Source organism: Salmonella sp. 2020_1395, assembly GCF_043848115.1.
Classification (GTDB): Bacteria; Pseudomonadota; Gammaproteobacteria; order Enterobacterales; family Enterobacteriaceae; genus Salmonella; species Salmonella enterica.
The window spans coordinates 58031-71952 of record NZ_JBCMFH010000001.1; the positions used below are offsets into that span (position 1 = coordinate 58031).

At 53.6% G+C, this 13922-nt stretch carries 14 protein-coding genes; 13 read left to right on the forward strand and 1 reads right to left on the reverse strand.

Translation table 11 applies throughout. The features are described 5' to 3' along the window. Nucleotide 1: 1 nt before the first annotated feature. The 5 genes from yceG to ptsG all read left to right on the forward strand — a co-directional run bounded on the left by yceG (nucleotide 2) and on the right by ptsG (nucleotide 5192). Complete coding sequence (yceG, locus tag ACH0WD_RS00330; protein ID WP_000736459.1) at nucleotides 2-1024, forward strand: cell division protein YceG; 1023 nt, start codon at nucleotides 2-4, stop codon at nucleotides 1022-1024. Next, on the forward strand, nucleotides 1014-1655 hold the full coding sequence (gene tmk, locus ACH0WD_RS00335) for a dTMP kinase (RefSeq protein WP_000535396.1): 642 nt from the start codon (nucleotides 1014-1016) through the stop codon (nucleotides 1653-1655). Before yceG ends, tmk begins: the two co-directional genes overlap by 11 nt. Further along, nucleotides 1652-2656 carry a DNA polymerase III subunit delta' gene (gene holB / locus ACH0WD_RS00340; protein ID WP_000872436.1) on the forward strand — a complete coding sequence of 335 codons (1005 nt, stop codon included), beginning with the start codon at nucleotides 1652-1654 and terminating at the stop codon, nucleotides 2654-2656. Before tmk ends, holB begins: the two co-directional genes overlap by 4 nt. A gap of 10 nt (nucleotides 2657-2666) precedes the next feature. Continuing rightward, a complete protein-coding gene (locus ACH0WD_RS00345) occupies nucleotides 2667-3464 on the forward strand; it encodes a metal-dependent hydrolase (protein ID WP_000480274.1) in 798 nt (265 codons plus the stop codon). A gap of 294 nt (nucleotides 3465-3758) precedes the next feature. Beyond that, nucleotides 3759-5192: a PTS glucose transporter subunit IIBC gene (ptsG, locus tag ACH0WD_RS00350; RefSeq protein WP_000475705.1), complete on the forward strand. Its 1434-nt coding sequence runs from the start codon at nucleotides 3759-3761 to the stop codon at nucleotides 5190-5192. 72 nt (nucleotides 5193-5264) lie between these two features. Here the strand turns inward: ptsG and fhuE are convergent, their stop codons facing one another. Then, on the reverse strand, nucleotides 5265-7439 hold the full coding sequence (gene fhuE, locus ACH0WD_RS00355) for a ferric-rhodotorulic acid/ferric-coprogen receptor FhuE (protein WP_000008399.1): 2175 nt from the start codon (nucleotides 7437-7439) through the stop codon (nucleotides 5265-5267). Nucleotides 7440-7780: 341 nt separating this feature from the next. Here fhuE and hinT point away from each other — a divergent pair, with 341 nt between their 5' ends. From hinT to ACH0WD_RS00395, 8 genes are all read left to right on the forward strand, one after another. Continuing rightward, nucleotides 7781-8140: a purine nucleoside phosphoramidase gene (hinT, locus tag ACH0WD_RS00360; protein WP_001532068.1), complete on the forward strand. Its 360-nt coding sequence runs from the start codon at nucleotides 7781-7783 to the stop codon at nucleotides 8138-8140. A gap of 2 nt (nucleotides 8141-8142) precedes the next feature. Then, entirely contained in the window at nucleotides 8143-8517 is a 375-nt protein-coding gene (locus ACH0WD_RS00365; RefSeq protein ID WP_000589563.1) for a YcfL family protein, read from the forward strand. Between the two features lie 13 nt (nucleotides 8518-8530). Continuing rightward, entirely contained in the window at nucleotides 8531-9169 is a 639-nt protein-coding gene (lpoB, locus tag ACH0WD_RS00370; RefSeq protein ID WP_000164359.1) for a penicillin-binding protein activator LpoB, read from the forward strand. Beyond that, a complete protein-coding gene (gene thiK, locus ACH0WD_RS00375) occupies nucleotides 9150-9974 on the forward strand; it encodes a thiamine kinase (RefSeq protein ID WP_001257320.1) in 825 nt (274 codons plus the stop codon). The genes lpoB and thiK overlap by 20 nt, the downstream gene beginning before the upstream one ends. A gap of 10 nt (nucleotides 9975-9984) precedes the next feature. Next, a complete protein-coding gene (gene nagZ / locus ACH0WD_RS00380) occupies nucleotides 9985-11010 on the forward strand; it encodes a beta-N-acetylhexosaminidase (protein WP_000529340.1) in 1026 nt (341 codons plus the stop codon). A 24-nt stretch (nucleotides 11011-11034) separates the two neighbouring features. Then, entirely contained in the window at nucleotides 11035-11577 is a 543-nt protein-coding gene (ycfP, locus tag ACH0WD_RS00385; protein ID WP_000587943.1) for an alpha/beta hydrolase YcfP, read from the forward strand. Nucleotides 11578-11830: 253 nt separating this feature from the next. Then, nucleotides 11831-13135: an NADH-quinone dehydrogenase gene (gene ndh, locus ACH0WD_RS00390; RefSeq protein ID WP_000211053.1), complete on the forward strand. Its 1305-nt coding sequence runs from the start codon at nucleotides 11831-11833 to the stop codon at nucleotides 13133-13135. A 178-nt stretch (nucleotides 13136-13313) separates the two neighbouring features. Beyond that, nucleotides 13314-13853: a glycine zipper 2TM domain-containing protein gene (locus ACH0WD_RS00395; protein WP_395201712.1), complete on the forward strand. Its 540-nt coding sequence runs from the start codon at nucleotides 13314-13316 to the stop codon at nucleotides 13851-13853. Nucleotides 13854-13922: the final 69 nt, after the last annotated feature.

Here is a 13922-nt window from a genome sequence, read left to right on the forward strand (position 1 = left end):
TATGAAAAAATTGTCAGGCGTTTTCCTTCTGCTGTTGGTTGTGCTGGGTATTGCCGCGGGCGTGGGGATGTGGAAAGTTCGCCATCTGGCGAACAGCACGTTACTTATTAAAAACGAGACTATCTTTACGCTCAAGGCGGGAACGGGGCGGCTGGCGCTTGGCGACCAGCTTTATGATGAAAAAATCATTAATCGCCCCCGGGTATTTCAGTGGCTGCTGCGCGTGGAGCCTGAGTTATCGCACTTTAAAGCAGGAACTTACCGTTTTACGCCGGGGATGACCGTACGGGAGATGCTTGAGTTGCTGGAGAGCGGCAAAGAAGCGCAATTCCCGTTGCGGTTTGTGGAAGGGATGCGCCTTAGCGATTACCTGAAACAGCTACGAGAGGCGCCGTATATTCGCCATACATTGCCGGATGATGACTACGCCACTGTCGCTCAGGCATTAAAGCTTGCGCACCCGGAATGGGTAGAAGGGTGGTTCTGGCCTGATACCTGGATGTATACCGCCAACACCAGCGATGTCGCTATTCTCAAGCGAGCGCATCAAAAGATGGTGAAAGCTGTCGATACTGTCTGGAAAGGTCGGGCCGAGGGGCTGCCTTATAAAGATCAGAACCAACTGGTGACAATGGCCTCGATTATTGAAAAAGAGACGGCTGTCGCCAGCGAACGCGATCAGGTGGCCTCAGTCTTTATTAATCGCCTGAGAATCGGTATGCGCCTTCAGACCGATCCCACCGTGATTTACGGGATGGGGACGAGTTATAATGGTAACTTGTCGCGTGCGGATCTGGAAAAGCCGACGGCTTATAACACGTATACCATAACCGGGCTGCCGCCAGGACCGATTGCATCGCCCAGCGAAGCGTCATTGCAGGCGGCGGCGCATCCGGCGAAAACGCCGTATCTCTATTTTGTGGCCGACGGTAAAGGCGGTCACACATTTAACACCAATCTTGCCAGCCATAATCGGTCAGTGCAGGAGTACCTGAAAGTGCTTAAGGAAAAAAATGGGCAGTAATTATATCGTCATCGAGGGCCTGGAAGGCGCCGGAAAAACCACTGCGCGCGACGTGGTGGTGGAGACCCTTGAGCAACTGGGTATTCGTAATATGATTTTTACCCGTGAGCCGGGCGGTACGCAGCTTGCCGAAAAACTAAGAAGTCTGGTATTGGATATCCGATCGGTAGGCGACGAAGTGATTACCGATAAAGCGGAAGTGCTGATGTTTTATGCCGCTCGCGTACAGCTCGTCGAAACGGTAATCAAACCCGCGCTGGCGCAAGGCATATGGGTGATCGGCGATCGCCACGATCTCTCGACCCAGGCGTATCAGGGGGGAGGGCGCGGCATTGATCAAACCATGCTGGCGACACTACGCGATGCCGTGCTGGGCGATTTTCGCCCTGACCTGACGCTGTATCTGGATGTCACGCCGGAAGTCGGGCTAAAACGCGCCAGAGCGCGCGGCGATTTGGATCGCATTGAGCAGGAATCTTTTGATTTCTTTAACCGGACTCGCGCGCGCTATCTGGAACTGGCGGCGCAAGACTCGCGTATCCGCACCATTGACGCGACCCAGCCGCTGGATGCCGTCATGCGCGACATTCGCGCCACGGTGACGAAGTGGGTGCAGGAGCAAGCGGCATGAAATGGTATCCATGGTTACGGCCCGCCTATGAAAAACTGGTAGAAAGTTACCAGGCGGAACGTGGGCACCATGCGCTACTGATTCAGGCCTTACCTGGCATGGGCGACGAGGCGTTGTGCTATGCGCTGAGCCGTTATCTGTTATGCCAGCAGCCTGAGGGCCACAAAAGCTGTGGGCATTGCCGTGGCTGTCAGCTTATGCAGGCTGGCACGCATCCGGACTATTACACGCTGACGCCGGATAAAGGCAAAAGCAGCCTCGGCGTAGATGCGGTACGCGAGGTCAGCGAGAAATTGTACGAGCACTCCCGTCTGGGCGGCGCGAAGGTGGTGTGGATTGCGGATGCGGCGCTATTAACCGACGCCGCCGCCAATGCGTTGCTCAAAACGCTGGAAGAGCCGCCGGAGCAAACCTGGTTTTTCCTTGCCAGCCCGGAGCCTGCTCGTCTGTTGGCGACATTACGCAGCCGCTGCCGGCTGCATCATCTGGCGCCGCCGTCCGAATCGTATGCGATGTCATGGCTGTCGCGAGAAGTGACGGCGTCACAAGAAGCATTGCTCACGGCGCTACGTCTGAATGCGGGGTCGCCCGGCGCCGCGCTGGCGCTGTTGCAGTCTGAACGCTGGGCGCAGCGTGAGGCGCTGTGTCAGGCGTTGATGGACAGTTTACATACGGGCGACTGGTATGCGTTATTAACGGCGCTCAATCATGAGCAAGCCCCGGCGCGCCTGCACTGGCTGGCGACGCTGCTGGTAGACGCGCTGAAACGTCAGCACGGCGCGTCGTACCTGACAAACGTTGATGCGGACGCGGTTGTTGCCGCGCTGGCGGGGCCGCTATCCCCGGCGCGTATTCAGGCAATCCTGAACGATGTTTGTCATTGTCGTGATCAATTACTTCATGTGACCGGATTAAACCGCGAACTGGTATTAACCGATCTCATTCTCCGCATCGAGCATTACCTGCAACCAGGCACCTTGTTGCCTGTTCCTCATCTTTGAGAGAGACATTATGTTTTTAGTCGACTCACACTGCCATCTTGATGGTCTGGATTATCAATCTTTGCATAAGGACGTGGACGATGTGCTGGCGAAAGCCGCCGCGCGCGATGTGAAGTTCTGTTTAGCGGTGGCGACGACGCTGCCGGGGTATCGCCATATGCGCGAGCTGGTGGGCAAGCGCGATAATGTGGTCTTTTCCTGCGGCGTGCATCCGTTAAATCAGGATGAAGTATATGACGTAGAAGAACTGCGCCTCCTTGCTGCAGAAGACGATGTGGTGGCGATGGGCGAGACCGGGCTTGATTACTTTTACACGCCTGAGACCAAAATCCGCCAGCAGGCGTCTTTTATTCATCATATCCAGATTGGCCGCGAATTGCATAAACCGGTGATTGTCCATACTCGCGACGCGCGTGCCGATACGCTGGCTATCCTGCGCGAAGAAAAAGTGACGGATTGCGGCGGCGTACTACACTGTTTTACAGAAGACAGAGAAACGGCCGGCAAATTGCTGGATCTGGGGTTTTATATCTCTTTTTCCGGCATCGTAACGTTCCGTAACGCTGAACAGTTGCGTGATGCGGCGCGCTATGTGCCGCTGGATCGGTTGTTAGTCGAGACCGATTCTCCTTATCTGGCGCCGGTGCCGCATCGCGGTAAAGAGAACCAGCCTGCGATGGTACGCGACGTCGCAGAATATATGGCGGTATTGAAAGGGGTTGCCGTTGAAGAACTGGCGCAGATCACCACCGATAACTTTGCTCGCCTGTTCCATATTGACGCGTCTCGCCTGTCATCAATCCGTTAAACGAGTTTTTTTAAAGCTCGTAATTAATAAGCAAAGCGCGTAAAGTTCACCGCCACAAAAGGGGCGGTGAGCGAGCTTATGGAAATATTCGGAAACTCATTTTGGCAGAATGTGATACTTTTTAGGCTATCTGGCGCTGAAACGTGATAGCCGTCAAACAAAATCAGACGTATTTATTTTACTCTGTGTAATAAATAAAAGGGCACTTAGATGTCCTGTCCACGGCGGGGTTCTCCCCCCTCGCCAATGCGTGAGAACGTAGAAAAGCACAAATACTCAGGAGCACTCTCAATTATGTTTAAGAATGCATTTGCTAACCTGCAAAAGGTCGGTAAATCGCTGATGCTGCCGGTATCCGTACTCCCTATCGCAGGTATCCTGCTGGGTGTCGGTTCCGCTAACTTCAGCTGGCTGCCAGCCGTTGTATCGCACGTTATGGCAGAAGCGGGCGGATCTGTTTTTGCCAATATGCCGCTGATTTTCGCTATCGGCGTGGCGTTGGGCTTTACCAACAACGACGGCGTTTCGGCTCTGGCGGCGGTAGTCGCGTATGGCATCATGGTGAAAACCATGGCTGTGGTTGCGCCGCTGGTTCTGCATTTACCTGCTGAAGAGATCGCCGCTAAACACCTTGCTGATACGGGTGTTCTCGGGGGGATTATCTCCGGTGCGATCGCAGCGTATATGTTTAACCGCTTCTACCGTATCAAACTGCCTGAGTATCTGGGCTTCTTTGCGGGCAAACGCTTCGTGCCGATCATTTCGGGTCTGGCCGCTATTTTTACCGGTGTGGTGCTGTCTTTCGTATGGCCGCCAATCGGTACGGCTATCCAGGCGTTCTCGCAGTGGGCGGCTTATCAGAACCCGGTTGTCGCGTTTGGTATTTACGGTTTTATCGAGCGTTGCCTGGTGCCGTTTGGTCTGCATCATATCTGGAACGTTCCTTTCCAGATGCAGATCGGCGAATACACCAACGCAGCGGGTCAGGTATTCCACGGCGACATTCCGCGCTATATGGCGGGCGACCCGACGGCGGGTATGTTGTCTGGCGGCTTCCTGTTCAAAATGTACGGTCTGCCGGCTGCGGCCATTGCTATCTGGCACTCTGCTAAACCGGAAAACCGCGCAAAAGTGGGCGGTATCATGATTTCCGCCGCGCTGACCTCGTTTTTGACGGGTATTACCGAGCCTATCGAGTTCTCCTTCATGTTCGTGGCGCCGATCCTGTACATCATTCACGCGATTCTGGCAGGTCTGGCATTCCCGATCTGTATCCTGCTGGGGATGCGTGACGGTACGTCGTTCTCCCACGGTCTGATCGACTTTATCGTGCTGTCCGGTAACAGCAGCAAATTGTGGCTGTTCCCGATTGTTGGCGCCGGTTATGCGATTGTGTACTACACCGTGTTCCGCGTGCTGATCAAAGCGCTGGATCTGAAAACGCCGGGTCGTGAAGACACTACTGATGACGCAAAAGCGGGCGCGACCAGCGAAATGGCGCCGGCTTTGGTTGCGGCGTTTGGCGGTAAAGAGAACATCACTAACCTGGATGCCTGTATCACGCGTCTGCGCGTGAGCGTAGCCGATGTAGCGAAAGTGGATCAGGCTGGCCTGAAGAAACTGGGCGCGGCAGGCGTTGTCGTCGCGGGTTCCGGCGTTCAGGCTATTTTCGGTACGAAATCCGATAACCTGAAAACGGAAATGGATGAGTACATCCGTAACAGCTAAGCAGTAATGATGTTGGGGAGAATTAAGGCAGCCATTCGGCTGCCTTTTTTAATGGCGCTTTACATGCCGCTGTCAGAACTGATAATTGGCGGTGAGGCTGACGTTACGCGGCGCGCCGTAAACAATGGAACCATCAATATTGGTGTCGTAGGTTTTATCGAACAGGTTGTTGATGTTTCCCTGTACGGAGAAATTTTTCGTCACCTGATAGCGGGTAAACAGATCGACCAGCGCATAGCTACCTTGTTCGGCGCGGAAAGTGCCGTACGGCGTCGTGGTATCTTTGTAAACCCGATTCTGCCAGTTCACGCCGCCGCCGACCGTCAGCTCCGGTATCGCCGGCAGACGATAGCGGGTGAATAACTTCACGCTGGTGCGCGGAAGATTAGGGTTCACGGCGTTACCTTCATTGTCCTCGGCAACATACCGGGTAGCCCCGAAAGTCATCTGCCAGTTATCGGTAATTGCGCCGTTCACTTCAAATTCGACGCCTTTGCTCACCGTTCCGTCAGTAGACTTCCAGGCAAACTCCCCATTACTGCCAGGGATGGGAATAGTGGTTGCCTGAGCGACGTTATTCTGCTCAATGCGGAACACGGACAACGTGGTGGTGAGGCGGCTGTTCATCCAGTCGGACTTCAGACCCGCTTCATAGTTATTACCGGTAATCGGAGCCAGATATTGACCCGCTTTGTCGCGTTTATTCTGCGGCTGAAAGATAGAGGTATAACTGGCATAAGCGGACCAGTTGTCGTTGATATCATAAATCAGCCCGGCATACGGCGTGGTATGGTTTTTCTCCATGCTGTAGGTCAGTGTATCAACACGCCAGTTGGTATAACGAGCGCCAAGAATCAGATGCAGCGGGTCGGCCAGCGAAATGCGCGTAGCGGCATACAGCGATTTCATATGCGTGGTATCGTCCTGCGCCAGATTTTGTGGCGCCCAGTGGGTTTGGGGGAAATTACCGTTAAAGGCGCTGAAGTTGCCAATGTCGTCCGGAAAGACGTTCGCCCAGGCGCTAAAATAGCGGTTATTCTGTTTACTATAACTGCCGCCAAACATCATATTGTGCTGACGGCCAAACAGCTCATAAGCGCCATCGGCAAAGAGATCTATGGCATCTACTTTGCGCTTGCCGCTGTTCCAGCCCGTACCGCCGACCACGGGGTAGCTTGCGCCATAAGGACTCACCAGAGTACCTGTCTCTTTATCGACTAACGCATCGATATACATCATTTTACTGTCGAATTTGACCTCAGTATGGGTCGCATTCAGGGTCGCCTGCCAGCTTTCGGCAAAACGCTGCTTAAGCGTGACGAAGAATTTATTTATCTCTTTGTTGTTATAAGCCCAGTCCGGGGCGGTACTACGCGCGCGGTCATAGCTATTTTTGCTGCCATCGGTGTTCCAGCGCGGCAGACCGCCCCAGGTCGGGCTGTTGACATCAATTTTTTGATATTCATAACCGGCTGAAAGGCTGGTAGTTGCACCCAGATCGGCATCGATAATTCCGGAAAAGAACGCTTTCTCACTGTTATAGCGGTCCAGCCAGGAATCATTATTCTGATAACCCGCCACGATGCGCCCACGGACATTACCGTCTGCGGTGAGCGGACTTTGCAGATCCATGACGTAACGCTGCTTATTCCAGCTACCGTATTCTGTGGAGACGTTACCTTTGAACTCTCGACTGGTGGCGTGTTTACGGATCATATTAATTGAGGCAGAAGGATTGCCGGTTCCGGTCATCAGCCCATTCGCGCCGCGAACCACCTCCACGCGCTCATACAGCGCGGTATCCGTTAGCGCATCGCCCAGATTCCAGCGGGACTCAAAATACGTTGGAATACCGTCAACCATATAGTTGTCAATTTCAAACCCGCGCGAGTAATAGCTGATGCGATCGGAGTCAGCCTGGCTTCCGCTGATCCCCAGCGTATTGGTCATCACCTCGCCCAGGGTTTGCAACTGCTGGTCTTCCATACGCTGTTGGCTGACAATACTGACCGACTGCGGGATATCGCGCTGAGTCATCGGCATTTTGGTGCCCGCTGCGGTCGTTTTCACGCTGTAATCCTGTTCTTCACGGTTTACGGCGTCAGCGGTCGTCGCGCCTTCGACAATAACGGTATCCTCAGCCGCGAAGGCGGCAGGCATAAATGCCATCGCCATACCCATAGCTAACAGCGACGGTGCGGCGGTGGACGGAAGGTGTTTGTCCCGGCGGTATTGAATGAAAGACATCTGAAAATCCTTGCTTGTTATTGGGGTAAGTTCAGGACGTATGACGTTGAACCTTTTCATTCTTTGCTAGTTAATGCGCATAAAAATGCAAATGAGAAATATACGCATTTGTATTAAATATGTAAAACGGTATAACCAGGGAAACTAGAAATATTTTTTAAGCGTACAAAGGCGTCATGGCAGGGGGATATGGCGGTAAGTCCAGCATGTAGTCATTTTTCGCTTAATAAATCGTGGGTTAAAGTTGAAAGAGCGTCGGTAACTCGCTCATACTCTATACTCGCAGTATGGCTCGGCGTAGCATGTGCGCTGCAAGGGCTATTATGAAAAAGGAAAACGTCGTGGCAGAAGAAACTATATTCAGCAAAATTATTCGTCGTGAAATCCCTTCGGATATCGTTTATCAGGATGAGCTGGTCACCGCCTTTCGTGATATTTCACCGCAGGCGCCGACGCATATCTTGATTATTCCCAATATCCTGATCCCAACCGTCAATGACGTGACGGCGGAACATGAACAGGCGTTAGGTCGGATGATCACCGTGGCGGCGAAAATCGCTGAACAAGAAGGCATTGCCGAAGATGGGTATCGTTTAATCATGAATACCAACCGTCATGGGGGCCAGGAGGTTTATCATATCCATATGCACCTACTGGGCGGCCGCCCGCTAGGCCCGATGCTGGCGCATAAAGGCTTGTAAGTATGATCAAAGGATGCATCGCGGTTTCTCTGGGCTTGCTGCTGCTTACCGGCTGCCGGTCACACCCTGAAATTCCGGTAAGCGACGCGCAGTCGCTGGTGATGGAGTCCACGGTTCTGGCGGCGGGCGTCACCGCAGAGCCGCCTGAACTGACGGCGTCTGATATCCAGCCATCAGCCTCTTCCCGCGTCTATAACGAAAGGCAAGAGCCCATAACCGTTCATTATCGGTTTTACTGGTATGACGCGCGGGGGCTGGAGATGCATCCGCTGGAGGCGCCGCGTAGCGTAACCATACCCGCGCGTTCGTCGGTAACGCTATTTGGCAGCGCCAATTATCTGGGGGCGCATAAGGTCAGGCTTTATCTTTATTTGTGAGGAGTGAATTTTGATGACAAAAATGCATCGCTACGCTGCCATTGCTGCGCTGGCGATATTTCTCTCCGGGTGTATGGCGCAACGTCAACCTGCGCCAGTTGAAGAGGTAAAACCAGCGCCAGAACAACCCGCGCAGCCACCACAGCCTCCTGTTGTGCCGTCTGTGCCAACCATTCCACAGCAACCGGGGCCGATCGAACATGAAGATCAAACGGGCCAGCCAGCGCCTAAGGTGCGCCACTATGACTGGAACGGCGCGATGCAACCGCTGGTCAGCAAAATGTTGCAGGCTGATGGCGTGACGGCCGGAAGCGTATTGCTTGTCGACAGCGTGAATAACCGGACGAATGGGTCGTTAAATGCGAACGAGGCAACGGAAACGTTACGTAATGCGCTGGCGAACAACGGTAAATTTACGCTGGTCTCCGTACAGCAACTCTCGATGGCAAAACAGCAGTTAGGGTTGTCTCCGCAGGATAGTCTGGGAACGCGCAGTAAAGCTATTGGCATTGCGCGCAATGTCGGGGCGCAATATGTACTTTACTCCAGCGCATCCGGTAACGTTAACGCGCCTGCATTACAGATGCAGTTAATGCTGGTGCAAACTGGCGAGATAATCTGGTCAGGTAAAGGTGCGGTCCAACAACAATAATCCCTTAACGCGCGACGAGATCCTGTCGCGCTATTTTCCCCAGTATCGTCCCGCCGTCGCCGCATCGCAGGGGCTAAGCGGCGGGAGCTGTATTATTGCCCACGATACTCACCGTATCGTGCTGCGCCGTCATCACGACCCCGACGCTCCACCAGCCCATTTTTTACGTCATCACCGCGCCTTATCCCAATTGCCAGCCAGTCTGGCGCCGCGAGCGCTTTTTTATACGCCGGGCTGGATGGCGGTAGAATATCTGCATGGTGTGGTAAATTCCGCTCTGCCAGATGCCGACGAACTGGCGGCCTTACTGTATCATTTGCATCAACAGCCGCGTTTTGGCTGGCGTATTGCGCTATCGCCACTATTGGCGCAGTACTGGTCGTGTTGCGATCCGGCAAGGCGTACGCCGTTTTGGTTGCGGCGGCTCAAACAGTTGCAAAAAAACGGTGAACCTCGCCCGCTGCGGCTCGCGCCTTTGCATATGGATGTCCATGGCGACAATATAGTATTAACGTCCGCCGGGTTGAGACTGATTGACTGGGAGTATGCCGGCGACGGCGATATTGCGTTGGAGCTGGCGGCAGTATGGGTTGAGGATGAACGCCAGCACCGACAACTGGCAGACGCTTATGCCGCGCGCGCGCGAATCGACGCCCGGCAGCTATGGCGACAGATACGATTATGGCACCCCTGGGTCATTATGCTAAAAGCAGGGTGGTTCGAATACCGCTGGCGACAAACCGGCGAGCAACAATTTATCAGGCTGGCCGATGAAACCTGGCGCCAGCTACGTATGAAAGGATAAGGAGAGCAGTGTGGGCCCAGTAATGTTGAATGTCGAAGGATGTGAGCTGGATGCGGAGGAGCGCGAGATACTGGCGCATCCGCTGGTTGGCGGGCTTATTCTGTTCACGCGTAATTACCATGACCCGGAACAGCTGCGCGAATTAGTGCGCCAGATTCGGGCGGCATCGCGTAACCATCTGGTGGTGGCCGTCGATCAGGAAGGCGGGCGCGTACAGCGTTTCCGTGAAGGGTTTACCCGCCTGCCTGCGGCGCAATCTTTTTTTGCGCTGCATGGACTGGAAGAGGGGGGACGACTGGCGCAGGAGGCAGGGTGGCTGATGGCCAGCGAAATGATCGCGATGGATATTGATATCAGTTTTGCGCCAGTGCTGGACGTCGGGCATATCAGCGCGGCAATTGGCGAGCGTTCTTATCATGCCGATCCCGCAAAAGCGTTGGCAATGGCAACACGCTTTATTGACGGCATGCATGACGCCGGGATGAAAACGACCGGTAAGCATTTCCCCGGCCACGGCGCGGTCACGGCGGACTCCCACAAAGAGACGCCGTGCGATCCACGTCCTGAAACGGACATCCGTGGCAAAGATATGTCGGTGTTCCGCACGCTGATTAGCGAGAATAAACTGGATGCGATTATGCCTGCCCACGTGATCTACCGCGCTATCGATCCGCGTCCGGCAAGCGGTTCGCCGTACTGGCTGAAAACGGTGCTGCGTCAGGAGTTAGGCTTTGACGGCGTCATTTTCTCCGACGATCTGTCGATGGAGGGCGCGGCGATTATGGGCAGCTATGCTGAGCGCGCTCAGGCGTCGCTGGATGCGGGTTGCGATATGATTCTGGTCTGCAATAATCGTAAAGGCGCAGTCAGCGTGCTGGATAATCTGTCGCCGATCAAAGCAGAACGTGTTACACGTTTGTATCATAAAGGTTCATTTTCACGCCGGGAGCTCATGGACTCAGCACGCTGGAAAACAGCCAGCGCCCAGCTCAACCAGTTACATGAACGCTGGCAGGAAGAAAAAGCAGGTCATTAACTCGAGTTTTCGTGAGGGTGCCAGATGATTATTTATTTACACGGTTTTGATTCAAATAGTCCGGGCAACCATGAAAAAGTGTTGCAATTACAGTTTATCGACCCGGATGTTCGGCTGGTAAGCTACAGTACGCGGCATCCTAAGCACGATATGCAGCATCTGCTGAAAGAAGTGGACAAAATGTTGCAGTTGAATGTGGACGAGCGCCCTTTAATCTGTGGCGTGGGGCTGGGCGGTTACTGGGCGGAGCGGATTGGCTTTTTGTGCGATATCCGTCAGGTGGTTTTTAACCCGAACCTGTTCCCCTATGAAAACATGGAGGGGAAAATCGATCGCCCGGAAGAATATGCGGACATCGCTACAAAGTGCGTGACCAACTTTCGCGAAAAAAATCGCGATCGTTGTCTGGTGATCCTCTCGCGTCATGACGAAGCGCTGGACAGCCAACGCTCAGCGCAAGCGCTTCACCCGTTTTATGAAATTGTGTGGGATGAGGAACAGACTCACAAATTCAAAAATATTTCGCCGCATTTGCAACGTATCAAAGCGTTTAAAACGCTGGGGTAACGCCCCCGGCAATATGGCGTTATCAGTGACCGGATAACCAGCCTTGCGGCTGGTTTTTTTATGTTCAATTCTCGCAAACTGTCTATCTTTTCAGCATGAAAACTTGATGCACATCAATTTTGGTATGACCAATGCACCGTTCATGCTATTCTCATATCAGAAGCTTATTCTCATTAACGTAACTTGTTGTTAATTAAAGGCTATAATAATAACCTTTAATTAACAATTGGTTAATAAATTTAAGGGGGTCACGTTGACTACACCATTAAAAAAGATCGTGATTGTCGGCGGCGGCGCTGGCGGGCTGGAAATGGCGACGCAGTTAGGCCATAAACTGGGGCGCAAGAAAAAAGCGAAAATCACGCTGGTAGACAGAAATCACAGCCATCTGTGGAAACCATTGTTGCACGAAGTGGCGACTGGCTCGCTGGACGAAGGCGTGGATGCGCTGAGCTATCTGGCTCATGCGCGTAATCATGGTTTCCAGTTCCAGCTGGGGTCGGTGATGGATATCGATCGCGAAGCGAAGACCATCACCATTGCCGAGTTGCGTGATGAAAAGGGCGAACTGCTGGTGCCGGAGCGCAAAATCGCGTATGACACGCTGGTGATGGCGCTGGGCAGCACCTCTAATGATTTCAACACGCCGGGCGTGAAAGAGCACTGTATCTTCCTCGATAACCCGCATCAGGCGCGCCGTTTTCACCAGGAGATGCTGAACCTGTTCCTCAAGTATTCGGCTAATCTGGGCGCGAACGGTAAGGTCAATATCGCCATCGTTGGCGGCGGTGCGACGGGGGTTGAGCTGTCGGCTGAACTGCATAATGCGGTAAAACAGCTGCATAGCTATGGTTATAAGGGGCTGACCAACGACGCGCTGAACGTGACGTTGGTTGAGGCTGGCGAGCGTATTCTGCCTGCGTTGCCGCCGCGTATCTCCAGCGCCGCGCATAATGAACTGACCAAACTGGGCGTTCGCGTGCTGACGCAAACTATGGTCACCAGCGCCGACGAAGGCGGTCTGCATACGAAAGAAGGTGAATATATTCAGGCCGATCTGATGGTGTGGGCGGCGGGTATCAAAGCGCCAGATTTTATGAAAGAGATTGGTGGTCTGGAAACGAACCGCATTAACCAACTGGTGGTGGAACCGACGCTGCAAACCACGCGCGATCCTGATATTTATGCGATTGGCGACTGCGCTTCCTGCGCACGTCCGGAGGGAGGTTTTGTGCCGCCTCGCGCTCAGGCGGCGCATCAGATGGCTACCTGCGCGATGAATAACATTCTGGCGCAGATGAATGGCAAACCGCTGAAAGCTTACCAGTATAAAGATCATGGTTCGCTGGTCTCTCTGTCCAACTTCTCTACCGTGGGTAGTCTGATGGGGAACCTGACCCGCGGTTCAATGATGATTGAAGGACGTATCGCCCGCTTCGTGTATATCTCGCTATACCGTATGCACCAGATAGCGCTGCATGGATACTTTAAAACCGGCCTGATGATGCTGGTGGGCAGTATTAACCGCGTCATTCGTCCGCGCCTGAAACTGCATTAATTTCTCTGCGCCTCACCGGCTGCTCGCGCCGGTGAGCGCTTCTCCATCTCTTGCTTCGGAGTTGTCCGAATCCTTCAGCTTTACCGCCTCATCCCGCATTTTTCATCCTCATTCCGATTGGCTTTGTTCGCATACTGGTTGCAAAATTGTTACCAATAGCAACGAAGGAGGAACTCCCGTGAATAAATCAATGTTGGCGGGTATAGGGATTGGCGTAGCGGCTGCGCTGGGTGTGGCGGCAGTGGCCAGTCTCAACGTATTTGATCGTGGTCCGCAGTATGCGCAGGTGATATCGGCTAAACCGATTAAAGAGACGGTAAAAACGCCGCGTCAGGAGTGCCGTAATGTCACGGTCACGCATCGTAGACCGGTTCAGGACGAAAACCGTATTGCCGGCTCGGTGCTTGGCGCAGTAGCAGGCGGCGTGATTGGACATCAATTTGGCGGCGGTCATGGTAAAGATGTGGCGACGGTCGTCGGGGCGCTGGGCGGCGGTTATGCTGGCAATCAAATCCAGGGATCAATGCAAGAAAGTGATACCTACACTACCACGCAGCAACGCTGTAAGACGGTGTATGACAAATCTGAAAAGATGCTTGGCTACGACGTGACCTACAAAATTGGCGATCAGCAGGGCAAAATCCGCATGGATAAAGACCCCGGAACGCAAATTCCCCTCGACGGCAATGGCCAACTGGTTTTGAATAACAAAGCATAAAAAAGCTGTACTCTGCAAGTTAGCCCCTCATTCGCTCAGGCTGAGGGGCTTTTTTTTATCCGAAGCCGC